The sequence below is a fragment of the Kribbella sp. CA-253562 genome, from assembly GCF_050942265.1.
In the GTDB taxonomy this organism is placed as follows: Bacteria; Actinomycetota; Actinomycetes; order Propionibacteriales; family Kribbellaceae; genus Kribbella.
Genome location: NZ_CP192049.1, coordinates 1501950 through 1523940 on the forward strand (window position 1 = coordinate 1501950; position 21991 = coordinate 1523940).

Consider the following 21991-nt stretch of genomic DNA (forward strand, 5'->3'; position numbering starts at 1 on the left):
TCTTTTCCGACACTTCTCCTGAGGCGCCGACGCTGGGCAGGCTGGGCGCATGGATTTCGAGTGGACGACAACTTCGGCCGTACCTGTGCGCGAGCTGTTCCCGGGGATCCGTCTGAGATCACTGTGGAAAGGCCCGGCCGGCGCCTCCGCGCACGTGCTGGAGATGGATCCCGGCTCGGCCTGGCAGGGAATCGACGTGCACGAGCCGGGCCCGGAGGAGGTGTACGTCGTCGACGGCGTCTTCAACGACGGCGTCCGGGACTACCCGGCGGGCAGCTTCATCCACTGCCCGGCCGGATCGTCCCACGTGCCTCAAACAGTCACCGGCTGCACGCTTTTCGTCTTCTACCCCGAGGGTTAGTTCGACTCGCGCAGCTCGGTCGGCGCACCGTGCACGGCCGGGATCGTGCCGAGCTTGCCGGCCTGGAAGTCCTCGAAGGCCTGCACGACCTCGTCGCGGGTGTTCATCACGAACGGCCCGGCCATCGCGACCGGCTCGCGGATCGGGCGGCCGCCCAGCACCAGGACGTCGAGGTTCGGCTCCGCCAACGGCTGTGACGTCGACGCCTGGGTGCGGATCGTGTCGCCCGGCCCGAAGACCGCCAGTTGGCCCTTGCGGAACGGACGCCGCTCGGCGCCGACCGTGCCTTGTCCGGCCAGCACGTAGACGAGCGCGTTGTAGTCCGGCTGCCAGGGCAGGACCATCTCCGCGCCGGGGCTCACCGTCGCGTGCACCAGCGTGATCGGAGTGTGCGTCGACCCGGGGCCCTCGTGCCCGTCGACCGATCCAGCGATGACCCGGATCAGCGCGCCGCCGTCCGGAGTGGACAGCAGGGCGGAGTCGCCGCCGCGAATGTCCTGGTAGCGGGGCGCGGCCCACTTCTGCGCGCGCGGCAGGTTCACCCAGAGCTGGATGCCGTGGAACAGGCCGCCGCTTAGCACCAGGTGCTCCGGCGGGGTCTCGATGTGCAGCAGCCCGCTGCCCGCGGTCATCCACTGGGTGTCGCCGTTGGTGATCACGCCGCCGTTGCCCTGCGAGTCCTGGTGCTCCATGATCCCGTCGAGCATGTAGGTGACGGTCTCGAACCCACGGTGCGGGTGCCACGGGGTGCCCTTCGGCTCGCCCGGCGCGTACTCCACCTCACCCATCTGGTCCATGTGGATGAACGGGTCCAAGTCGCGGAGGTCCACCCCAGCGAAGGCCCGGCGGACAGGGAACCCCTCGCCCTCGTAGCCGGTCGGCGCCGACGTCACCGACCGGACCGCGCGCTCGCGGGAGACGGCCGGGTCGGGCTGATGGACGCGGGGCAGCACGGTGATGTCGCTGACGGTCACGGCGGGCATGAGGGTCTCCTCGCTGAGCAGGTAGTTCAAGAATAAACTACCCGCCTCAACCGCGGCAAGACCTCGCGCATTCCGGGCCGGGCAGGTGCGACCTGCCCGGCCCGCGGAGTCAGTCGACGCTGACCAGGTCCTTCGGCTTCTTCGCCTCGTCGACGCGCAGTGACTCGCCTTCGATGTCGACCTTCGGGGTGATCTTGTCCAGCCACTTCGGGAACCACCAGGCGCGATCGCCGAGCAGCGACAGGACCGCCGGGACGATCGTCATCCTCACCACGAACGCGTCGATCAGTACGCCGATCGTCAGCCCGAAGCCGATCGTCTTGATGATCGGGTCGTGCACCAGGATGAAGCCCGCGAAGACCGCCGCCATGATCAGCGCGGCCGCGGTCACCACCCGGGCGCCGTGGCCGACGCCGGCGATGGTCGCCTCGGTGGCGTGCTTGCCGTGCACGAACTCCTCGCGGACCCGGGACACGATGAACACCTCGTAGTCCATCGCCAGGCCGAACAGGATGCCCATCATGATGATCGGCAGGAAGCTGACCAGCGGCCCGGGCGAGTCCACGCCGAACAGCGCCGCGCCCCAGCCGAGCTGGAAGACCCCGACGGTGATGCCGAACGTCGCGCCGATCGTCAGCAGGAAGCCCAGCGTCGCCTTGAGTGGCACCAGGATCGACCGGAACGCCAGCAGGAGCAGCAGGAACGACAACCCGATCACGACCAGCAGGTACGTCGGGAGCGCGTCGGTCAGCTTCTGCGAGACGTCCACCCCGATCGCCGTGTTGCCGGTGATCGACACGTCGGCGCCGTTCTGCGACAGCGGTTTGAGCGAGTCGCGCAGGTCACCGACCAGGTCGGCGGTCTGCTCGCTGGCGGGATCGCTGGCCGGAATCACGCTGATCAGCCGGGTCGCGCCGTCCTGGCCGGCCGGTCCGGGCTGGGCCGCGACGATGTCCTTGAAGTTCTTCGTCAGCCCGAGCACCTGGCCCACCAGCGCCTCGGACTGCTGGGCGCTCGGCGTCTTCACGACCACGACGAGCGGCCCGTTCGAGCCGGGACCGAAGGCGGCCGCGGACAGGTCGTACGCGATCCGCTGGTTCGAGTTCTCCGGTGCGGTCGCTCCGTCCGGCATCGCCAGCCGCATGTCCTGCACCGGCAGCGCCAGCGCGCCCAGCCCAAGGATGCCGAGGGCAACGATCGGGATGCGGAAGCGGGTCACCAGCCGGGCCCAGCGGAAGCCGAAGCCCTCCTTGGCCGGCGCCGGCTCGACGGCGGCGTGCGCGCCGTGGTTGCGCAGCTTGCGCGGCAGCACTCGCTGGCCGACGAAGCCGAGCATGGCCGGCAGCAGCGTCAGCGCGACCAGTACGGCGGTGAGCACGGTCGCGGCCGCGGCCAGGCCCATCGCGGTGAGGAACGGAACCCCGACCAGGCTCAGCCCGGCCAGCGCGATCACGACGGTCGCCCCCGCGAACAGAACGGCCGAACCAGCGGTCGCGGTCGCTCGCGCGACCGACTCCTCCGGATCCATCCCCTCCGCCAGTTGCGTGCGGTGCCGGGAGCTGAGGAACAACGCGTAGTCGATGCCGACCGCGAGGCCGAGCATCAGCGCCAGGATCGGCGCGGTCGAGGAGACCTCCGTGAACGCGGTGACCAGGAACAGCCCGGCCATCCCGGCCAGCACGCCGATCAGGGCCGTCAGCAACGTCATGCCCGCGGCGACCAGCGAGCCGAAGGTGACGACCAGGACGACGGCCGCGATCGCGACGCCGATGATCTCGGTGCTGCCGATCTCCGGCGGTCCGCCGACCACGGCGCCACCGGGAACGACCCGCAGATCACCCGAGCTGAGCGAGCTCAGTCCGTCGTACGCCGTGGTGGTGTCCTTGGAGAGCTGGTCCGCGGCCTTGCCGAACTGGACCTGGATCAGTCCGGTCGTACCGTCCGGGCTGATCGCCTTGGCGGTGTAGGGATCGACGGCGCCGACCACGTCCGGGACCTTGGCGATCTTGGCGACGGTGACGCCGACCGCGGCCTTCACCGCGGGGTCCATCAGCGTCTTGCCGGCCGGCGCCTTGACCACGACGCTCGCCGACGCTCCGCTGGCGGCCGGCAGGTCCTTGGACAGGGCGTCGAGCGCGCGCTGCGACTCGGTGCCCGGGATGGAGAACGTGTTCGAGGTCTGGCCGCCCAGGGTCAGCGCACCGACGCCGAGCAGGACCAGCAGGAAGGTCCAGATCGCCGCGACCAGTCGGCGGCGCTGGTAGGAGAACCGGCCGAGCCGGTAGAGCAGGTTGGCCATCAGGAGTACGTCCGTTCGGATCGGCCGGTCGGGCAGGGGATCGGTGCGGAATCCGGAGTCATCAGCTGCCGGACGGTGGACGGGCCGGGGTGAGCAGCCGGCGCATGGCGGTCTCGCAGAGGTCGAGCAGTTCGGCGTCGGACCGCTCGCCGGGGTGCCGGCACTCGCCGAGCAGCCCGTTCACGGCGAACTTGGCGATGTCCAGCTCGAGCCGGTCGGCGTCCTGGCCGGCCATCAGCTCGGTGAGCTTGATGCCGTCGGCCACCAGGTCGTCGAACTCGGGCATTTCGTCCAGGACCATCAGTACGTCCTGCAGTACGGCGATCAGCCCACGGAACTCGACCGCGAGCCGGGCGAACCCCACGATGGCGGCTTCCTGCCGCTGCTCGGGCGGCAGCGCCTCGGCCTCGGCGACCAGCTCCTTCAGCGCCTGCTGGGACGGCCCCAGTACGGCGGCGAGCACCGCGGCCTTGCCGTTGAAGTGGTAGAGCACGGTCGCCTTCGAGCAGCCGGCCGCGGTCGCGATGTCCTGCAGCGAGGTCGCGTTGTACCCGTCGTTCGCGAACAGGGTCATCGCCTGCTGCACGATCTCCCGCCGGGTGCGCTCGCGAGCGGGGGTGCTTTCTGCCATGTCAGCGACTATGCCTGACCGATCGGCCAGTTTCCAACCGATCGGTCAGGTTTGTGGGCCAGGTCACGGACGGCGGCTGCTCCCGCGCGGTCGGGGCGGTGGGCAGCGGGAGGCGGCGCCCGTGGCAGACTCCTGTCTTGTGACGGCTCAGATTTTGGACGGCAAGGCGACGGCGGCGGCGATCAAGGACGAGCTCAAGGTCCGGGTGGCCAAGCTCGCCGAGCAGGGGATCGTGCCCGGGCTGGGCACGATCCTGGTCGGCGACGATCCGGGCAGCCGGGCCTACGTCGCGGGCAAGCACCGCGACTGCGCGGCGGTGGGCATCGCCTCGATCGAGATCGAGCTCCCGGCCGACACCACGCAGGAGGAGATCGCCGCGAAGGTGCGGGAGCTGAACGAGAACCCGGCCTGCACCGGTTTCATCGTGCAGTTGCCGCTGCCCAAGCACGTCGACACCAACGAGATCCTCGGGCTGATCGACCCGGCCAAGGACGCCGACGGCCTGCACCCGGTCAGCCTCGGCAAGCTCGTGCTCGGCCAGGACGGGCCGCTGCCTTGCACACCGAAGGGCTGCGTCGAGATCCTCCGCCGGTACGACGTACCGATCGCCGGCGCGCACGTGGTCGTGGTCGGCCGCGGCGTCACCGCCGGGCGGCCGATGGGCCTGCTGTTCACCCGCAAGTCGGAGAACTCGACCGTCACCCAGTGCCACACCGGGACCAAGGACCTGGCCGCGGTGGTGCGGACCGGTGACATCGTGATCGCCGCGGCCGGGTCGGCCGGTCTGATCACCGCCGACATGGTCAAGCCGGGCGCCGTCCTGCTCGACGTCGGCACCAGCCGCAGCGCCGAGGGCAAGATCGTCGGCGACATCGACCCGGCCGCCCGCGAGGCCGCGGCGTGGATCGCGCCGATGCCGGGCGGAATCGGCCCGATGACGCGGGCGATGCTGCTGACGAACGTCGTCGAGGCGGCCGAGGCGTCGCTCGCCGGGACCGGCGCGGCCGGCTGATGGTGGCCGCCACCGAGCGACGCAGCGAGTGGCCGCTGACGCTGTGCGTCCTGTGCGGACTGGCCGGACTGATCGTGCTGACCTTCTACAACTGGCGCAACGGCATCCTGATCTTCTCCGGCAGCGTCCTGCTCGCCGGTCTGCTGCGCGCCGTCCTGAGTGACGACGTCGCCGGGCTGCTGCACGTCCGGGGTCGCATGTTCGACACCGCGCTGCTGCTCGGTGTCGGTGCCGCGATCCTGCTGCTCGGCCTGATCGTCCCGAACGGCTGACCGAAAAGGCAGACCGCCCAGGGCGAACCATCTTTTTCTCCTTCTCACGCGTCGTACTCGTGTGATCACCGAGCGGTGACGGAGGGGAGAGCGGAGATGCAACCCAGGAAGAGATGGTTGACCGTCGCTACCGGCGTCGTGGCCGGAGCGTTGGCGATCGGGCTGATCGACGGTCCAGGTGCGCGGGCGGTCAGTGAGCCCGACCAGCGGGCGTTGCCGTTGGCCACCAACCAGCAGGGCAAGGATCGGACGGTCACGCTGGTGACCGGCGACAAGGTGGTCCTGCACGGCGGGGACCTCAAACGGGTCACGGTCGACCCGGGTCCCGGCCGGGACAAAGTGGTGTTCAAGCTGCAGCGGTCGCACGGCCGGCTGTCGGTGCTTCCGCTCGACGTCAGCTCGGCGGTGACGTCGGGCAAGCTCGACCGGCGGTTGTTCGACGTGAGCGGCCTGCTGGAGCAGGGGTACGACGACCAGGCGTCGGCGACGATCCCGTTGATCGTCTCGGCCAAGGGCCGCGCGGCGACGCAGCCGTTGCCAGGCGCAACGGTCAGGCGGGAGCTGCCGGCGATCGGCGCGACGGCCGTCATGCTGGACAAGAAGGCGGCCGGGCAGTTCCTGCGCACGAGCCGCGACGCGGCCGGTGTCGACCAGATCTGGCTGGACGGCAAGCGCAAGGTGCTGCTGGACAAATCGGTCCCGCAGATCGGTGCACCGAAGGCCTGGCAGGCGGGCTTCACCGGCAAGGGCGTCAAGGTCGCCGTACTGGACACCGGGATCGAGCCGAAGCACCCCGACTTCACGGGCCGGATCGGGGCGACGAAGAACTTCACCACCGACCCCGCGGGCGATCAGTTCGGCCACGGCACGCACGTCGCGTCGACGGTGGCCGGTTCGGGCGCCGCGTCCGGCGGCAAGTACAAGGGCGTCGCACCGGACGCGACACTGCTCGACGGCAAGGTCTGCGACCGGGGCGGCAGTTGCCCGGACTCGGCCATGCTCGCCGGACTGCAGTGGGCCGCGGTGGAGCAGAAGGCCACGGTGGTCAACTTCAGCATCGGCGGTCCGGACACCCCGGAGATCGACCCGATCGAGGCGGCGATCAACCGGCTCACCGCGCGGACCGGCACCTTGTTCGTGGTTGCCGCGGGCAATGAAGGCCCGAACGACGGGTCGATCGCGTCACCGGGCAGCGCGGACGCGGCGCTGACCGTCGGCGCGGTCGACAAGGCCGACCAGCTCGCCGAGTTCTCCAGCCGCGGGCCGCGGGTCGGCGACGGCGCGATCAAGCCCGACGTCACCGGTCCGGGCGTGGACATCGTGGCGGCGAAGGCGAAGGACTCCGTGATCGGGGATCCCGTCGGCGCGCAGTACCTGATGCTGTCCGGTACGTCGATGGCGACACCGCACGTCGCCGGCGCCGCCGCGCTGCTCGCTCAGCAGCATCCTGGCTGGAAGGCCAAGGAGCTCAAGCCCGCGGTGATGGCGTCGGCGAAGATCGTCGACGGACAGACCGTTCAGCAGCAGGGCGCGGGCCGGGTCGACGTCGCCAAGGGCATCACCCAGTTGCTGATGGCAACACCCGGCAGCGTCTCGTTCGGCAAGGCGCTGTGGCCGCACGCGGACGACAAGCCGGTCACCAAGCAGGTCGGCTTCCGCAATCTCAGCAAGGCGGCCGTCACCCTTCAGCTCCGGCTCACCGCAACCGGACCGGATGGCAAGCCGGCCCCGGCGACCGCGATGAGGCTCGGTGCGCAGAGCGTCACGGTGCCCGCCGGTGGCACCGCTTCCGTCGCTGTCACCTCCGACACCCGTCACCAGGGCATCGACGGCCAGTACGCCGGCCGCCTGGTCGCGACCGGCGCGGGCAGCAGCCTGAGCGTCCCACTGGCCGTCGAGAAGGAGGTCGAGAGCTACGACGTCACCGTCAAGCACCTCGGCCCGGACGGCCAGGGCACCGACGCGAACTACACGACGATGATCGGCATCACCGACGACCGCTTCGTCGAGGTGCTGACCGATGCCCAGGGCACCGCGCGGTTGCGGCTGCCGAGGGGCGAGTACTTCGTCGACGGCAACCTGACGGCCGGCGACCGCGTGTACCAGCTGGTCTGGCCGAAGCTGGTGGTCGACCGTGCGACGACCGTCGCGGTCGACGCGCGGAAGGCGGGTCCGCTCCGGATCACGGTGCCGCGGTCCGACGCGCGCGTGTCCCGGGTCGACGTCGGCTACGAGCGGCGGGTCGATGGGTTCGTGTTCGGCACCTCCACCTCCGCCCACGCGCTCGACCGGATCTTCGTCGGCTCGATGGGACCCTCGGTGGACCCGGGCGAGATGGTGTCGTTCGTCAGCTCCCGCTGGGGTGTGCCGGGCCGGAACGGCGACTTCCACAACACGCCGTACACCTATAACCTGCTCCAGGGCCGTTCCGGCAGCTACTTCACCGGCTACCAGCGGACGGTGCGCGACCACGAGCTGGCGAGGCTGACGACGCAGTACGTCGCCGATCATCCCGGTGAGAAGGTGTTCGACGAGCGCTTCGGCACGTTGCCGTCGATGTTCGCCAGCAGCTCGGGCTGGCCGTTCTCGTACGACGTACCGCGCCGGGTCACGCACTTCGTCGACGCCAAGGGCGTCACCTGGGCCGCGCAGGTGAACACCTTCGTCGACGACGGCGAGTACTACCTGTTCCCGCTCTCGCTGTCGTACACCGGCAAGACGTTCCGCCCCGGCCTGCCGTACGGCGAACGCTGGGGTGCGGCGGTCGCCACGATGGACGCGGGCGGTGGCGGCGTCTACCGGCAGGGCAACTCGATGGACGTCTTCCTGTTCCCGAACGGTGACGGCGACGGCCACGACGGCCAGTCGGACGAAGTCGGACCCGGCAGCGGCACCAAGGTTTTCCGGGACGGCAAGCTGCTCGACCAGTCGTCGGTGCCCGGTCAGCTCTGGCTGGAAGAGGTGCCGGCCGCGAAGGCGGCGTACCGGTTGGAGATCGTGCAAACCCGGCCGATGCTTCAGTTGGCGAACCGGATGGAAGGCGTCTGGACCTTCAGCTCGCAGGACACCGGTGAGGACAAGGAACTGCTGCCGTTGAAGACCGTGCGGTTCACGCCGCGCGTGGACGAGTGGAACGCGGTCAAGCGGCTGCCGATCAGCGTTTTGGACTTCACCGTCAGCAGCGCGCCTGGTGCGAAGGTCACGCCGGTGAAGTCGGTCGTCGTCCAGGTGTCGGGTGACGGCGGCAAGACCTGGCAGCGGACGAGTGTCCTGCCGACCGGGAAGGGCAAGTACAAGGCGGTCTTCACGACGCCGGCCGGGGCGAAGCTGATCTCGCTGAAGTCCCGGGTCACCGACCAGGACGGCAACACCGCGACCCAGACGGTGCTGAACGCCTACCGCCTGCGCTGACACGACGAAGCCCCCGGGGAGCTCCCCGGGGGCTTCGCTGTCACTGGAACCGGATCAGCCGATCAGGCCGAGGGCCTTGACCGCGTCGCGCTCTTCGCCGAGCTCGGCGGTGCTGGCGTCGATCCGGGCGCGGGAGAAGTCGTTGATCTCCAGGCCCTGGACGATCTCCCAGTTGCCGTCCTTGGTGGTCACCGGGAACGACGAGATCAGGCCCTCCGGTACGCCGTACGAACCGTCGGACACGACCGCCATCGACAGCCAGTCGCCGTCGGCCGAGCCGCGCAGCCAGTCGCGGGTGTGGTCGATCGTCGCGGCAGCGGCCGAGGCGGCCGAGGAGGCGCCGCGGGCCTCGATGATCGCCGCGCCGCGCTTCTGCACGGTGGGGATGAAGTCGTTCTCCAGCCAGGCCTGGTCGTTGACGACCTCGGCGGCGTTCTTGCCGGCCACCTCGGCGTGGAAGATGTCCGGGTACTGGGTGGCCGAGTGGTTGCCCCAGATGGTCAGCTTGCGCAGGTCGTTGACGTGCGTGCCGGTCTTCTTGGCCAGCTGCGCGAGCGCGCGGTTGTGGTCCAGCCGGGTGAGCGCGGAGAACCGCTCGGCCGGGATGTCCGGCGCGTTGGTCTTCGCGATCAGCGCGTTGGTGTTGGCCGGGTTGCCGGTGACGGTGATCCGGATGTCGTCGGCGGCGTGGTCGTTGAGCGCCTTGCCCTGGCCGGTGAAGATCGCGCCGTTGGCCTCGAGCAGGTCGCCGCGCTCCATACCCTTGGTCCGCGGCCGGGCGCCGACCAGCAGGGCGACGTTCGCGCCGTCGAAGATGACGTTCGGGTCGTCGCCGATCTCGACGCCGGCCAGCGTCGGGAACGCGCTGTCGTCCAGCTCCATCACGACCCCCTCCAGCGCCTTCAGCGCCGGGGTGATCTCCAGCAGCCGCAGCTCGACCGGGGTGTCCGGGCCCAGCAGCGCACCGCTCGCGATCCGGAACAGCAGGCTGTAACCGATCTGGCCGGCGGCGCCGGTGACGGCCACCTTCACGGGGGTAGTGCTCACGACACGCTCCTTGGAGAACTCGACTGGCTGACTACTTCGGACGCTAGCAACCCCCGCGCCCGCTGGCGACGGTGGGGCCGGTGATTCCTGCCACCTCCTTCCGGCGAGGCGTTCACCCGGTGGACGCCGGCCGGACCCGGCAGCGCCGCCCGGGTGTTTCCGGGCGGCTCGATGGTGTGCGCAGTCCCTGACTCGTGAGGAGAACCCGTATGAAGCTGTCCCGGCAGTTCGTCGCGGTCGGCGCCTCGGCGCTGACCGTCGGTGCGGCGCTGGTCGCGCCGCAGCTCTCCGGCTCCCAGCCGGCCGACCGGCCCGCCGCGACCGGTGCGACGACCACGTCCAGCCCCGCCTCCGCCGAGCGGCGCGACGACTTCGTGGTGGTCGGGCACCGGGGCGCGTCGGGCTACCGGCCCGAGCACACGCTGGCGTCGTACGAGCTGGCGGCGCGGATGGGCGCCGACTTCGTCGAGCCGGACCTGGTCACCACCAAGGACCACGTGCTGGTCACCCGGCACGAGCCGGAGATCGGCGGGACGACGGACGTCGCCGCGCACCCGGAGTTCGCTTCGCGGAAGAAAACCAAGACCCTGGACGGCGTCGCGGTGACCGGCTGGTTCACCGAGGACTTCACGCTGAAGGAGCTGAAGACGCTGCGCGCGACCGAGCGGATTCCGGCGGTCCGGCAGCACAACACGGTGTTCAACGGCCGGTACCAGATCCCCACCTTGCAGGAGGTGATCGACCTGACCAAGCGGCTCTCGCGCGAGCTGAACCGGCCGATCGGGATCTACCCGGAGACCAAGCACCCGACGTACTTCCAGCAGCAGGGCCTGGCGCTCGAGCCGGAACTGGTCAAGGTGCTGAACCGCAACGGGCTGAACCGGGCCGGCGCCAAGGTCTACGTGCAGTCGTTCGAGGTGGCGAACCTGAAGGCGCTCGACAAGCAGCTGCGCGTCCCGCTGGTCCAGCTGACCAGCTCCTCCGGCGCGCCGTACGACTTCGTGGTGGCGGGGGACAAGCGCACGTACGCCGACGTGGTCAGCGCGCGCGGACTGCAGGAGGTCGCCACGTACGCCGACGGCGTCGGGCCGGCCAAGGACCAGGTCATCCCGGTCGACGCGACGGGCAAGCTGGGCACGCCGACCGCGCTGGTCCGCGACGCGCACCGGGCCGGACTGGTGGTGCACCCGTACACGTTCCGGGTCGAGAACTCCTTCCTGCCGGTGAACTTCCGCAGCTCGGCCGTGGCGGCCGACTCCGGCGACCTGTTCGGCGAGATCGCGGCGTACCGCAAGGCCGGGATCGACGGGCTGTTCTCCGACAACGCCGACATCGCCGTGGCCGCGGCGGCCGAGTCGCGCTGAGCGACGTGCACCACCGATCAACCTCCGGTGGCGGTCGTCGGGGCTGCGGAGTTGAGCGTGCGCCGCGCCGGTCGGGTCTGGTTGATCGGTGGTGGAGCTCCGTCCCGCCAGTGAAAGGATGGCGGGATGGAGCGCAAGGTCGGATCCGGGACGGCGACCGTCGAAGCCGAGGCGGACGGGACGTTCGTGCTGCGGGTCGACGGGTCGCTGCAGTCGCAGGTGGATCTGGCTGATCCGGCGCGGCTCGGGTTCGAGTACATGCGCCGGATCGGTGACGTGGTGGACGCGGTCGCGCCGCGGCGGCAGCCGGTGTCGGTGCTGCACGTCGGCGGGGCCGGACTGTCGCTGGCCCGGTACGTCGCGGTGACCCGGCCGCGGTCGCGGCAGATCGTGCTGGAGCCGGACGATGACCTGACCGAGTTCGTCCGGGAGACGCTGCCGCTGCCGAAACGGTCCGGGATCAAGGTCCGCCCGGTCACCGGCCGGGCCGGGATCGGCGCCGTGTACGACGGCTCGGTCGACCTGCTGATCGTCGACGCGTTCGTCCGCGAAGCGGTGCCGGAGAACCTGGTCACCAGGGAGTTCGCGGCCGAGTGCGCGCGCGTGCTGCGGCCCGGCGGGGTGCTCGTGCAGAACCTGATCGACGGGTCGGCGGGGCTCGGCTTCGTCCGGCGGGTGGCGGCGACTGCGCGGGAGGCCTTCGGCGAGGGCGTGGTGCTGGCGGAGCGCAAGGTGCTGCGCGGCAAGGCGTTCGGCAACGTCGTACTGGTGGCTTCGCGGCAGCCGGTGCCGGATCTCACCGCGGTCGGCCGGCAGGCGCAACCGCCGTACGAGGTGCTGGCCTTGCGGGAGCTGGCCGGCAAGGCCGAACCGCTCACCGACGAGGAGTCCTTCGTGTCGCCCGCGGCACCGTCGGGCACCTTCGGGAAGTGAACAATTCGGCGTCAGGTTGACCGTGAACCCGGCCGCCTGCGTCACCGGTCCAGCTAGTGTTGCGCGGGTGGCCGATGCAAGAGTTTCCGCGCTGACGTACTACCCGGTGAAGGGTCTGGCCGGAGTGTCCGTCGACCGTGCCGAGGTGGGCGCGACCGGGGTGAAGCACGACCGGAGCTTCATGCTCGTCGGTCCTGACGGCGCGTTCTACAGCCAGCGCGTCCTGCCGGCGATGGCACCACTGCGGGTCGAGGTGCTCGACGGTGACGGCCTGCGGCTATCCGACGGCGGGTCCGACATCCTGGAGATCGACGTCGCGTACGACGGGAAGCGGCGCGACGTGAGCCTGTTCGGCAAGTGGTTCGGCGACGCGGTGGTGCAGGACCCGGCGGCGGACGCGTGGTTCACGGAGCGGCTCGGACGGCCGGCTGCGCTGGTCCGGGTGACGCCGGAGCACGAGCGCCGGGGGTGGGGCGTGCATCCCGGGCAGACGGGGTTCGGCGACGCGCACGCGCTGCTGATCACGTCGCTGGCCTCACTCGACGAACTGAACGCGCGCATCGTGGAACACGGCGGCGAGGCGATCCCGATGAACCGCTTCCGGCCGAACCTCGTCGTGTCCGGCTGGACCGAAGCACACACCGAGGACCGCGTGCTGCGCGCTTCGGCAGGCGAGGTCCACATCGGGTACGCCGCGAGAGCGATCCGCTGCGCGGTCCCGACGGTGAACCAGGCGACCGGCCAGAAGAGCGGCCCGGAACCGACCCGCACGCTCGCGACGTACCGACGGCAGCCCGACTACGGCGGCGGCGTCAGCTTCGGCATGAAGGCAGCGGTCCTGGAGCCAGGAGTCGTTGCCGTTGGCAACGTTTTCGCGGTGGCCGAGTGGCTGCCCGAAGGACCGGATCCGGCCCCGTCGAGTCGGTAGGACCTCTACAGCTCGAGAGGTACGCCGTGGGTGGGCATGCGGAGGCGGTCGGTGAGGCCTTCGGTGGTGAAGGTTTTGGCGAGGTGGTCGGGGCCTTCGGTGAAGTGGGCCCAGCCTTCGGTGTGGACGGGGACGATGGTGGCGGGGGCCAGGAGGCGGGCGGCTTCGGCGGCGGCGTCGGAGGTGAGGGTGAGGGGCTGGCCGTCGAAGAGGGGAGTGCGGGCGGCGCCGGCGAAGAGGAGGGCGATGTCGATGGGGCGGGCCTTGATGCCGGGGATGGTGCCGGTCTTGGTGCGCTCGACGATCTCGGCGACGAGCGCGACCGAGGCGTTGTCGCCGGAGACGTAGACGGTGGGGAGATCGTCGGCTGACAACAGGAATCCGGTGACGACGCCGGTGACTGGTTCGCAGCCTTCGGGGCCGTGCTGGGCGGGGAGGGCGGTGACGGTGAGGGCACTGCCGTCGGGGCGCGGCAACTGGGTGGACTCCCAGGGCGCCAGGCCGCGGACGCCGGCGATGTGTTCGGCGGCGTCGGGAGTCGACAGGGTGAGCGGGATCGATGCGAGCAGGGCGCGGCCGGCGTCGTCCAGGTTGTCCTTGTGCTGGTCGTGCGACAGCAGGACGGCGTCGATCGGGCCGAGGTCCTCGGGCTCGAGCGCGGGGCCGGTGAGCTTGGTCATCACCCGGCCGGGGAGCTGGTAGTCGCGCGGCGCGTCGAACGCCGGGTCGGTGAGCAGGCGCAGGCCGCCGAGGTCGAGAACGGCGGTCGGTCCGCCGATGTGGGTGAGCTTCATGTCCCGATCCTGCGCCCGGACGGCCCGGTTCGCCATTGGCCCGCGAGCCATGGTTCCTTAAGATCGGGCCATGCGGACGATCGCGGTGCTCGCCTTCGACGGGATGAGCCCGTTCCACCTTTCCGTGCCCTGCCTGGTCTTCGCCGACTGGGGCGAGGGCCGGTACGACGTCCAGGTGTTCGCCGAGCACCCCGGCCGGCTCAGGACCAACGCCGGCTTCGATCTGCACGTCGACCGCGACCTCGCCGTCCTGGAGGCGGCGGACGTCGTGATCCTGCCGAGCTGGGAGCCGCACCTCCCGGCGTCCGAGCAGCTGCTCGACGGGATCCGCGCGGCGCACCGGCGCGGCGCGACCGTCGTCGGGCTCTGCCTCGGCGCGTACCTCGTCGCCGCCAGCGGGATCGCCGACGGGCGGGACGTCGTGACGCACTGGTACTGGGCCGACGACCTGCAGAACCGGTACGACGGGATCCGGGTCCGCGCCGACGTGCTCTGGTCCGACCACGGCGACGTCGTCACGTCCGCGGGGACGGCGTCGTCGCTGGACTGCTGCCTGCATCTGGTCCGTTCCCACCATGGCGTGGAAGTCGCCGAGCGGCTCGCGCGGCGGATCGTGGTCGCGCCGCACCGCAGCGGTTCGCAGGCGCAGTACATCCCCGTCCCGGTGGCGCCGGACCCGAGCGACGACGTGATCGAGAAGGCGATGGTCTGGGCTCGGGAGCGGCTCGACCAGCCGGTGTCGCTGGACGAGTGGGCAGCGGCGGTCGCGCTGTCCCGGCGTACGTTCACCCGGCAGTTCCGGGCGCGCACCGGGATGAGCGGTCAGGCGTGGTTGCTCCGCCAGCGGGTCGACCGCGCCCGGCTGCTGCTGGAAACCACCGACCACCCGATCGAACGGGTGGCTTCTGCCAGCGGTTTCGGCAGCAGCGCGGCGCTGCGCCACCACTTCCACCAGCTGCTGGGCACCACACCCCAACGCCACCGCCAGGACTTCGGCGCCCCGACCCAGCATCTGACCGCAGTCTGAAGCCGCGCCCAACTATGTCCGGTTGGGCGTGACAACCTCCTCCCAGCAGGTTATCTTGACGTCAAGACACATGTCTTGACGTCAAGATACTGCTGAGGAGCACCGCATGGCGCGCATCAAGGTGGCCCGACCGCTCGTCGAACTGGACGGCGACGAGATGACCCGGATCATCTGGCAGTTCGTGAGAGACCGGCTGATCCACCCGTACCTGGAGCTCGAGCTGGAGTACTACGACCTCGGCCTCGAGCACCGCGACGCGACCGGCGACCAGGTGACCATCGACGCCGCCGGGGCGATCAAGCGCCATGGCGCCGGGGTGAAGTGCGCGACGATCACGCCGGACCAGGCCCGGGTCGAGGAGTTCGGGCTGCGGCGGATGTGGGCCTCGCCGAACGGCACGATTCGCAACATCCTCGGCGGGGTCGTGTTCCGCGAACCGATCATCATCAAGAACGTGCCGCGGCTGGTACCGAGCTGGACCAAGCCGATCGTGATCGGCCGGCACGCGCACGGCGACCAGTACAGGGCCACCAACTTCACCGTGCCCGGCGCCGGCGAGCTGACCATCACGTTCACCCCCGCCGATGGCTCCGAACCGATCCAGCACGTCGTCGCGAACTACGGCCCGGACGGCGGCGTCGCGCTCGGCATGTACAACTTCACCAAGTCGATCGAGGACTTCGCCCGCGCGTCGTTCGCGTACGGGCTGCGGCGCGACTACCCGGTCTACCTGTCCACCAAGAACACCGTGCTCAAGGCGTACGACGGTGCCTTCAAGGACATCTTCCAGGCGGTCTACGAGCGCGAGTTCCAGGCCGAGTTCGAGCGGCGCGGGCTGACCTACGAGCACCGGCTGATCGACGACATGGTCGCGTCGGCGCTGAAGTGGGAGGGCGGATACGTCTGGGCGTGCAAGAACTACGACGGCGACGTGCAGTCCGACACCGTCGCGCAGGGCTTCGGCTCGCTCGGGCTGATGACGTCGGTGCTGATGACGCCGGACGGCCAGATGGTCGAGGCCGAGGCGGCGCACGGCACGGTGACGCGGCACTACCGCCGGCACCAGCGCGGCGAACCGACGTCGACCAACCCGATCGCGTCGATCTTCGCCTGGACCGGCGGGCTCAAGCACCGCGGCAAGCTCGACGGTACGGCGGACGTGATCGGCTTCGCGCAGACGCTGGAGCAGGTCTGCGTGCGGACCGTCGAGCAAGGCCGGATGACCAAGGATCTGGCCCGGTTGATCGGGCCGGACCAGGAGTGGCTGACCACCGAGCAGTTCCTCGCCGCGCTCGACGAGAACCTGCAGAAGCAGATCGCTACAGCAGTGTGATCAGGGTGTAGAGCGCGGGTGCGCTGAACATCACCAGCAGCAGCCACGCGACCATGCGATGCCCCGGCTTGGCCCGGTCCAGCGAGGAGGCGAAGGCCAGGACGGCGCCTTCCTCGGTGTGCCGGCTCAGACCCATCCGCTTGGCCTCACCGGGACGCTGGTCCGGACGCTCGTCGGCCAGCGCGTCCGGCGGGATCCCGAACAGCGCGGGTCTGGCCGGTTCGAGATCGTCGCGCTCCCCGTACATCCGGCCTCCCGCTGGCTAGGTGGAAGCTCGGGTCGACACGCGAGACCTGAGCGCCTGGGAACCATGGTCCCACTCCACACCCGGGACAGCGCCTCGACATCCGGAATCGGTCGCGGGGGTGGCGGTGGGTAGCCGGGTCGGTACTAGTCGAAGTCGACGACCCAGGCCACGCGGGTGGTCTGGCCGAGGCCGCCCAGGCAGATCGAAGGGCAGTATTTCTCGGTGGCACGGCCGACGCCGAGCTCCTCAAGGCCACAGTTGAAGATCGTGCCCGCGCTCTCGGACTTGAGCCGCTCGAAGGCCGTCTCCGCACTGACCTGCCTGCCGCCGGTTGCGGCGCTGGATTGCCCGGTTGCCGACGTTTGCCCGCTCTCCGCACGATCGCGAGCTTCGTCGCTGGCGCCGTGGTCGAGGTCGGTGTTGTTGCGCAGCGGTGCGCAGCCGCGTTCCTGGCGAGCGCTGTTGATGTAGCCGAACAGCGTCTCTTCGGCGGCGTCCCGGTCACCGGTGTCCGGCGGCGTGGTTGTCGTCGGGTCACCCGTGGGCGTCCTCGTCGGCGTCTGGCTCGGGCGCGGTTGCTGGGTTTCCGTCTTCGGCGTCGGCGTGCGCGTCGTACCCGTCGTCGGTGTCGCGGTCGGCTGGTCGGTCGGCGCGACCGTCGGGTGCGTCGTACCAGGGGACTGGCCCGGAGTCGGCGACTGACCGGGTGTCGGCGTTGTGGTCGCGCCCGGAGTGACGCTGGGCGTGACTCCCGGCGTCGGCGGGGTCGACGGTACGGCGGTCGGCGGGGCCTGGGTGGTGTCGACGGCCGGTTCGGTCGACGCCGTGATGTAGGTGTCGTCGTCGCGGGTGACGTACGGGACCGACGCGTCGGCCTGGTCGCTCTGCGGTTCGTGCAGCAGGATCCAGGAGATCGGGGTGATCACCAGGATCACGGATGCGATGGCGATCAGCGGACGGCGCACCCGCGACGGTTGCGGGGCGGCCCTTCTGCTGCGCCGGCGCCGAGCGGTGGCTCCGGGCTCAGACATTTAGTTGCGTGTTCCCTTCACGGTCGCCCCCAAAGACGTGCCTCATTCGTCTCACCGCAGCGCCGGGACGGCGGCGCTCAGTGGATAGCAAGAACGGATCTACCCGGCCGGTTCACCGGTGAACCGGCCGGCGGCTGTTGTGGTCGGACAAACTGCGCCGGCCCGACGGTGGACCGGCGACAAAACATTGTCCTGACAAACCAGCACCGGCGTGTCGCGCTCGACAGACCGGCGCGATCAGCTGCTGACCCGGCCGAAGTCCTGGACCCAGCTGCCCGGGCCCCACTGCGACTTGACCTGGCCCGGGTCGTACCCGATGCCGATCCGGTTGAACTTGCAGTTCAGGATGTTCGCGCGGTGTCCGTCGCTGTTCATCCAGGCGTTGAACACCCGCTGGGCGGAGTCGTAGCCGGCGGCGATGTTCTCGCCCCAGCCGCTGCCGCGGAAGCCGGCCGCCGCGATCCGGTCGCCCGGGCCCTGACCGTCGGGATTGGTGTGGTCCATGTAGTGCCGGCGCACCATGTCGGACGCGTGCCGGCCGGCCGCCTCGACCAGGCTGTCGTCCAGCTGGAGCGCGCGGCAGCCCTGGTTGCGCCGGGCCGCGTTGGTCAGCTCGAGGACGTCGCGCTCGATCGAGCTGGTGCCACCGCCACCCGGCGGGGGCGGCGGCGGGTCGTCCGGCGTCGGCTCGGTCGTTGTTGGCGGTGGGGTCTTGGTGGTCGGCTTGCTGGTCGACGGCTTCGGCTTCGCGGTCTTGGTGTCACCGGCAACCGTCGGCGCGTGGCTCGGGCGGACCGTCACGGTGGTGACGCCACCCGGAGTGGTGCTGAACACGGTGGTCGGCGCGGTGGTGGCCGTCGTCGTGGTGGTCGACTCGGCCGAACCCAGCGCCGGCGTACCGGTCGGGCTGATCGTGGTGGTGACGCCGTTCGGCAGGGTCTTGGTGACGGTGACCAGCGGCTTGCCGGGCTTGGCCGGCGCGGAGGTGCCGTCGACCGCGGCCGGGCCGGCGTTGTCCTCGGAGACGTGCAGGACCTCGGTCCGGTCGTCGGCGACGGTCGAGCCGTCGCGGTTCGTCATCAGGTACACCACGGGGCCGATGGCCAGCAACACCGACAGGGCGCTGACGACCGGGCCGACCAGGCCCCGGCTGCGCTTGCGCGCCGCTCTTCTGCTCCGGTGTCGCCCAGGGGTTGGCGAGTCCGTCATGGGTGGGCGAAATCCTCTTCGTTCGTTCGTACCGAGTCGTTCGTCGTTCCCCGCGCAGTGGCCAGGCCCCCCTGGTTGCCGACAGTGACCCTATCGATCGGCCGGGCCACTGTTACAGATCCGCGTCAGGTCTTAACGCACCCCGAAGATTTCAGGCGCCGAAGTTCTGCACCCAGCTGCCGTTGCCCCAGTCGGGCTTGACCTGCCCGCTGTCGTAGCCGACGCCGAGCATCGTGTAGTCGCAGTTGAGCATGTTCTTGCGGTGGCCTTCGCTGTTCATCCAGCCCTCGACGACGGCCGCCGCCGAGCTGTAGCCCACGGCGATGTTCTCGGCCATCGCGCCGCCACGGAAACCGGCCGCCTTCATCCGGTCGAACGGGCTGCGGCCGTCCTGGCTGGTGTGGTCGAAGTAGTGGTTGTCGACCATGTCCGCGGCGTGCGCCTCGGCCGCCCGGGTCAGGGCGCTGTTCGACTTCAGCGGTCCGCAGCCGGCCTTCTGGCGCTCGGCGTTGGTGAGCTGCAGCACCTGCGTCTCCATCGGACCACCGCTCGGCGGCGGCGCGGTCGTGGTCTTGGTCGGCTTCGGCGTACTGGTGTGACTGGGCTTCGGGGACGGCGTCGTCGACGGCTTCGGGGTGCGCGACGCGCCGCGGCTCGGCGCGGTGGTCGAGCGGGTCGGCGTCGGCGTGGCCCGCGGAGTCCTGGACGGCGTCCGGCTCGGGGTCACCGACGGCTTCGGTGTCGCGCTCGGAGTGACGGACGGCGTGGGAGTCGGTGTTTCGGCGGGAGGTGTCGAGAGGTCGTCGGTAGCGACGGTCAGCGGTTCGTCCTGGCTCGTCGGGGTGCTCCGGCCATCCCGGGTGAGGTACCAGCCACCACCCGCGAGCAGCCCGAGCACCAGGAGCGCAGCGAGAATCGGTCCGGCCACTCCACGTCGTTTCGCGCGCCGAGGACCAACGCGGCCAGGGTTTTCGTCGTACTGGGAGGAGGACACCCAGGGGACCGTAGCGGAGATCCCCAGCCTCGACGAGCCCTTGTGACAAAGGTCGAACGGCCTTCACAGACCTTTGACGTACCAGCGTTCAGGCCTGGTCCACAATCAGCAGCGCGCGATGACGATGTCCGCGACGACCTTCCAGCCCAGGCTGCGGTAGAGCCGCAGGCCGTCGATCGACGCGATCAGGATGCCGCGCTTGGCGCCCTGAGCGGCGGCGGTCTCGACCAGCGACGCCATCACGGCGCTGCCGAGGCCGCGCCGCCGGTGGGCCGGGTCGGTCTCGATCCGGTCCGCGACCGCGTCCTCACCGACCACCGCCATCCGGCCGCTCGACACCACGCCACCGTGCAGCGTGGCCCGGGTGACGATCAGGTCGGACTCCAGCTCGGTGTGCAGCGCGTACCGGTCGTTGAGCTGCAGCGCCGGTTGCTCGGACAGCTGGATGGTCATCAGCCAGTCCTGCTCGCGCTGCACCTCCAGCCCGAGCTCCTCGAACTGCTCGACGCGTGCCTCCCGGTCGTCGGTGGCCAGCGTGATCCAGCCGGCGCCGCGGCCACCGCCGGCCGCCATCGCCAGCTCGGCCGCGCGTTCGACCCGCTCCGGTTTGTCGTCCGCATCCAGTACGACGTACTCCATGGCGCGGTTGTCCTCGCCCGCGCGCACGATCAGGATCCCGTCGTTGTCGTCCTCGACTTTGGTCCAGCCCCTCGACACCGACCACCCCGCCTGCCAGCGGCGGACGAGCTCCTCACGATCTCTCACCTGTCGATTCAAGCAGTCGCGGGGCCGAACGGCGAGGGGAACTGGTGTCGCCCTTCGAACATTCCCGCCTCACACTGTGGACGACTCGCTCAATCGGCGACGTTTTCCAGCGGTTTCCGGTAGTCAGGGTGTTCGGTCGCGAGCAGGTCGAAGCAGATCAGGTCCTCGTACACACCGCCGCGGCGCGGGCTCGCGGCGCGGGCCAGGCCGGTGCGGATGAAGCCGTTGACCTCGGCCACATGGGCGGACGCGGTGTTCGGCGCCGCGGCGTACAGGACGAGCCGGCGCCGGCCGAGCCCGCCGTCGTCGATCGGCGTGAAGGCGTGCCGGATCGCCAGCTCGACCGCCGCGGCCATCACGCCCCGGCCGCGGGCCTCGGGGTGGGCCCAGTAGCCGACCTCCGCCATCGTCTTGTCGATCCGGTTGTTCAGGTCGAAGACGCTCACGTTGCCGAGCAGTTCGTCGGTCTCCGCGTCCGCGATCGCCCAGGAGACTCCTTCGCCGCTGGCCAGCAGCTCCAGCCGGCCCTCGATGAACGCTTCCGCGTCCGCGAGCCCGTACGGCGACGGCAGGCCGGCCAGCCAGTGCTGCGTCCGGGGGTCGTTGCACGCCGCCACGACCCGCTCGGCGTCCTTGGCTGCCAATGCCCGCAGCCGGATGCCTTTGCCCTCGATCACCGGCACGATCCACCAGTTGCCCTGGGGCTCGAGTTCGTCGTCGCGGGCAACCGACGCGACCCACTCGTCCCGCCGGACGCCGCGCTGCAGACCGCCGTCGGGCAGCGTGACGAGCGACCGGAAGCCGGCCTTCCACGCGACCCGGCGAGACGCCCAGTTGCCGACGTACGCGCGCCAGACCACTCGGTGCCAGCCGAGCGTGTCGAAGGCGTGCCGAACGACGAGCTTGACCGCCCGCGTCATCACGCCGTGGCCGCGGGCCCACGGCGACACCGCGAACCCGATCTCGCCGACGCCGCCCTCGGAGTCGCGCAGATCGACCGTGCCGGCGTAGCGGCCGTCGTACCCGATCGCCCAGGCGAACGAGCTGCCGTCCTGCCACCGGCCCGGGATGTGCTGGGTCAGGTAGTCGACCGCGTGCTCGCGCAGATAGGGCACCGGGATCGTGGTCCAGCGCTGCATCTCCGGGTCCTGGCAGGTCTCGTACGCCGGGTCGAGGTCGGCCGTGGTGTGGGCGCGCAGGGTGACCGGGCCGTCGGTGAGCACCGGGACGTCGTCGGGGAATCGCATGTCCGAAGCGTGACGCGCGGGAGCACCGCGCGGCAACGCGATTTCGCCCTGGACGCACGGGAACGAACAGATTTGCACTGCGCGGCGGCGGCGCAGACCGTAG

General features: G+C 70.3%; 20 protein-coding genes. 9 read left to right on the plus strand and 11 right to left on the minus strand.

Annotation, left to right across the window (positions count from 1 at the left end; genetic code table 11):
* Positions 1-49: 49 nt before the first annotated feature.
* Positions 50-361: a cupin domain-containing protein gene (locus tag ACQPXM_RS07290; protein ID WP_432946084.1), complete on the plus strand. Its 312-nt coding sequence runs from the start codon at positions 50-52 to the stop codon at positions 359-361.
* Here ACQPXM_RS07290 and ACQPXM_RS07295 read toward each other — a convergent pair.
* The 3 genes from ACQPXM_RS07295 to ACQPXM_RS07305 form a co-directional block, all read right to left on the minus strand.
* Positions 358-1344: a pirin family protein gene (locus ACQPXM_RS07295; RefSeq protein WP_432946086.1), complete on the minus strand. Its 987-nt coding sequence runs from the start codon at positions 1342-1344 to the stop codon at positions 358-360. The two genes, ACQPXM_RS07290 and ACQPXM_RS07295, sit on opposite strands and share 4 nt — an antisense overlap.
* Positions 1345-1453: 109 nt before the next feature.
* On the minus strand, positions 1454-3643 hold the full coding sequence (locus ACQPXM_RS07300; protein ID WP_432946088.1) for an MMPL family transporter: 2190 nt from the start codon (positions 3641-3643) through the stop codon (positions 1454-1456).
* 61 nt (positions 3644-3704) lie between these two features.
* Positions 3705-4274 carry a TetR/AcrR family transcriptional regulator gene (locus ACQPXM_RS07305; protein WP_432946090.1) on the minus strand — a complete coding sequence of 190 codons (570 nt, stop codon included), beginning with the start codon at positions 4272-4274 and terminating at the stop codon, positions 3705-3707.
* A 139-nt stretch (positions 4275-4413) separates the two neighbouring features.
* On the opposite strand from ACQPXM_RS07305, the gene ACQPXM_RS07310 reads away from it, so the two are divergent.
* The 3 genes from ACQPXM_RS07310 (at position 4414) to ACQPXM_RS07320 (ending at position 8969) form a co-directional block, all read left to right on the plus strand.
* The gene (locus ACQPXM_RS07310; protein WP_432946092.1) at positions 4414-5286 is read left to right on the plus strand and encodes a bifunctional methylenetetrahydrofolate dehydrogenase/methenyltetrahydrofolate cyclohydrolase; all 873 of its coding nucleotides are present in this window, start codon (positions 4414-4416) and stop codon (positions 5284-5286) included.
* Positions 5286-5558, plus strand: a complete 273-nt coding sequence (locus ACQPXM_RS07315; RefSeq protein ID WP_432946094.1) for a DUF3017 domain-containing protein — start codon at positions 5286-5288, stop codon at positions 5556-5558. Before ACQPXM_RS07310 ends, ACQPXM_RS07315 begins: the two co-directional genes overlap by 1 nt.
* Before the next feature lie 117 nt (positions 5559-5675).
* A complete protein-coding gene (locus ACQPXM_RS07320; RefSeq protein ID WP_432946096.1) occupies positions 5676-8969 on the plus strand; it encodes a S8 family serine peptidase in 3294 nt (1097 codons plus the stop codon).
* 54 nt (positions 8970-9023) lie between these two features.
* Here the strand turns inward: ACQPXM_RS07320 and ACQPXM_RS07325 are convergent, their stop codons facing one another.
* Complete coding sequence (locus tag ACQPXM_RS07325) at positions 9024-10016, minus strand: malate dehydrogenase (protein ID WP_432946098.1); 993 nt, start codon at positions 10014-10016, stop codon at positions 9024-9026.
* A 209-nt stretch (positions 10017-10225) separates the two neighbouring features.
* Between ACQPXM_RS07325 and ACQPXM_RS07330 the strand changes: the two genes are divergently transcribed.
* The 3 genes from ACQPXM_RS07330 (at position 10226) to ACQPXM_RS07340 (ending at position 13241) form a co-directional block, all read left to right on the plus strand.
* Positions 10226-11380 carry a glycerophosphodiester phosphodiesterase gene (locus tag ACQPXM_RS07330; protein ID WP_432946100.1) on the plus strand — a complete coding sequence of 385 codons (1155 nt, stop codon included), beginning with the start codon at positions 10226-10228 and terminating at the stop codon, positions 11378-11380.
* Positions 11381-11506: 126 nt separating this feature from the next.
* Positions 11507-12313: a spermidine synthase gene (locus tag ACQPXM_RS07335; protein ID WP_432946102.1), complete on the plus strand. Its 807-nt coding sequence runs from the start codon at positions 11507-11509 to the stop codon at positions 12311-12313.
* A 67-nt stretch (positions 12314-12380) separates the two neighbouring features.
* Positions 12381-13241: an MOSC domain-containing protein gene (locus ACQPXM_RS07340; protein ID WP_432946104.1), complete on the plus strand. Its 861-nt coding sequence runs from the start codon at positions 12381-12383 to the stop codon at positions 13239-13241.
* 5 nt (positions 13242-13246) lie between these two features.
* On the opposite strand, the gene ACQPXM_RS07345 is transcribed toward ACQPXM_RS07340, so the two are convergent.
* On the minus strand, positions 13247-14035 hold the full coding sequence (locus tag ACQPXM_RS07345; protein WP_432946106.1) for an MBL fold metallo-hydrolase: 789 nt from the start codon (positions 14033-14035) through the stop codon (positions 13247-13249).
* Between the two features lie 70 nt (positions 14036-14105).
* Here ACQPXM_RS07345 and ACQPXM_RS07350 point away from each other — a divergent pair, with 70 nt between their 5' ends.
* Entirely contained in the window at positions 14106-15062 is a 957-nt protein-coding gene (locus ACQPXM_RS07350; protein ID WP_432946108.1) for a GlxA family transcriptional regulator, read from the plus strand.
* A gap of 106 nt (positions 15063-15168) precedes the next feature.
* The gene (locus ACQPXM_RS07355) at positions 15169-16395 is read left to right on the plus strand and encodes an NADP-dependent isocitrate dehydrogenase (protein WP_432946110.1); all 1227 of its coding nucleotides are present in this window, start codon (positions 15169-15171) and stop codon (positions 16393-16395) included.
* Here ACQPXM_RS07355 and ACQPXM_RS07360 read toward each other — a convergent pair.
* The 6 genes from ACQPXM_RS07360 to ACQPXM_RS07385 all read right to left on the minus strand — a co-directional run bounded on the left by ACQPXM_RS07360 (position 16382) and on the right by ACQPXM_RS07385 (position 21888).
* On the minus strand, positions 16382-16642 hold the full coding sequence (locus ACQPXM_RS07360; protein ID WP_077012452.1) for a hypothetical protein: 261 nt from the start codon (positions 16640-16642) through the stop codon (positions 16382-16384). The two genes, ACQPXM_RS07355 and ACQPXM_RS07360, sit on opposite strands and share 14 nt — an antisense overlap.
* A gap of 143 nt (positions 16643-16785) precedes the next feature.
* Entirely contained in the window at positions 16786-17607 is an 822-nt protein-coding gene (locus ACQPXM_RS07365) for a CAP domain-containing protein (RefSeq protein ID WP_432946112.1), read from the minus strand.
* A gap of 303 nt (positions 17608-17910) precedes the next feature.
* Positions 17911-18882 (minus strand): CAP domain-containing protein, encoded by a 972-nt coding sequence (locus ACQPXM_RS07370; RefSeq protein WP_432946114.1) that lies wholly within the window; start codon positions 18880-18882, stop codon positions 17911-17913.
* Between the two features lie 151 nt (positions 18883-19033).
* The gene (locus ACQPXM_RS07375) at positions 19034-19810 is read right to left on the minus strand and encodes a CAP domain-containing protein (RefSeq protein WP_432946116.1); all 777 of its coding nucleotides are present in this window, start codon (positions 19808-19810) and stop codon (positions 19034-19036) included.
* Between the two features lie 171 nt (positions 19811-19981).
* Positions 19982-20641, minus strand: a complete 660-nt coding sequence (locus tag ACQPXM_RS07380; protein ID WP_077012448.1) for a GNAT family N-acetyltransferase — start codon at positions 20639-20641, stop codon at positions 19982-19984.
* An 89-nt stretch (positions 20642-20730) separates the two neighbouring features.
* Positions 20731-21888, minus strand: a complete 1158-nt coding sequence (locus ACQPXM_RS07385; RefSeq protein ID WP_432946118.1) for a GNAT family N-acetyltransferase — start codon at positions 21886-21888, stop codon at positions 20731-20733.
* Between the last annotated feature and the right edge of the window lie 103 nt (positions 21889-21991).

Bases quoted from the DNA above. Each gene is read 5' to 3' on its own strand.
- ACQPXM_RS07290 (WP_432946084.1), top strand. From the start codon at position 50: ATGGATTTCGAGTGGACGACAACTTCGGCCGTACCTGTGCGCGAGCTG.
- ACQPXM_RS07295 (WP_432946086.1), bottom strand. From the start codon at position 1,344: ATGCCCGCCGTGACCGTCAGCGACATCACCGTGCTGCCCCGCGTCCAT.
- ACQPXM_RS07300 (WP_432946088.1), bottom strand. From the start codon at position 3,643: ATGGCCAACCTGCTCTACCGGCTCGGCCGGTTCTCCTACCAGCGCCGC.
- ACQPXM_RS07305 (WP_432946090.1), bottom strand. From the start codon at position 4,274: ATGGCAGAAAGCACCCCCGCTCGCGAGCGCACCCGGCGGGAGATCGTG.
- ACQPXM_RS07315 (WP_432946094.1), top strand. From the start codon at position 5,286: ATGGTGGCCGCCACCGAGCGACGCAGCGAGTGGCCGCTGACGCTGTGC.
- ACQPXM_RS07330 (WP_432946100.1), top strand. From the start codon at position 10,226: ATGAAGCTGTCCCGGCAGTTCGTCGCGGTCGGCGCCTCGGCGCTGACC.
- ACQPXM_RS07335 (WP_432946102.1), top strand. From the start codon at position 11,507: ATGGAGCGCAAGGTCGGATCCGGGACGGCGACCGTCGAAGCCGAGGCG.
- ACQPXM_RS07345 (WP_432946106.1), bottom strand. From the start codon at position 14,035: ATGAAGCTCACCCACATCGGCGGACCGACCGCCGTTCTCGACCTCGGC.
- ACQPXM_RS07350 (WP_432946108.1), top strand. From the start codon at position 14,106: ATGCGGACGATCGCGGTGCTCGCCTTCGACGGGATGAGCCCGTTCCAC.
- ACQPXM_RS07355 (WP_432946110.1), top strand. From the start codon at position 15,169: ATGGCGCGCATCAAGGTGGCCCGACCGCTCGTCGAACTGGACGGCGAC.
- ACQPXM_RS07360 (WP_077012452.1), bottom strand. From the start codon at position 16,642: ATGTACGGGGAGCGCGACGATCTCGAACCGGCCAGACCCGCGCTGTTC.
- ACQPXM_RS07370 (WP_432946114.1), bottom strand. From the start codon at position 18,882: ATGACGGACTCGCCAACCCCTGGGCGACACCGGAGCAGAAGAGCGGCG.
- ACQPXM_RS07385 (WP_432946118.1), bottom strand. From the start codon at position 21,888: ATGCGATTCCCCGACGACGTCCCGGTGCTCACCGACGGCCCGGTCACC.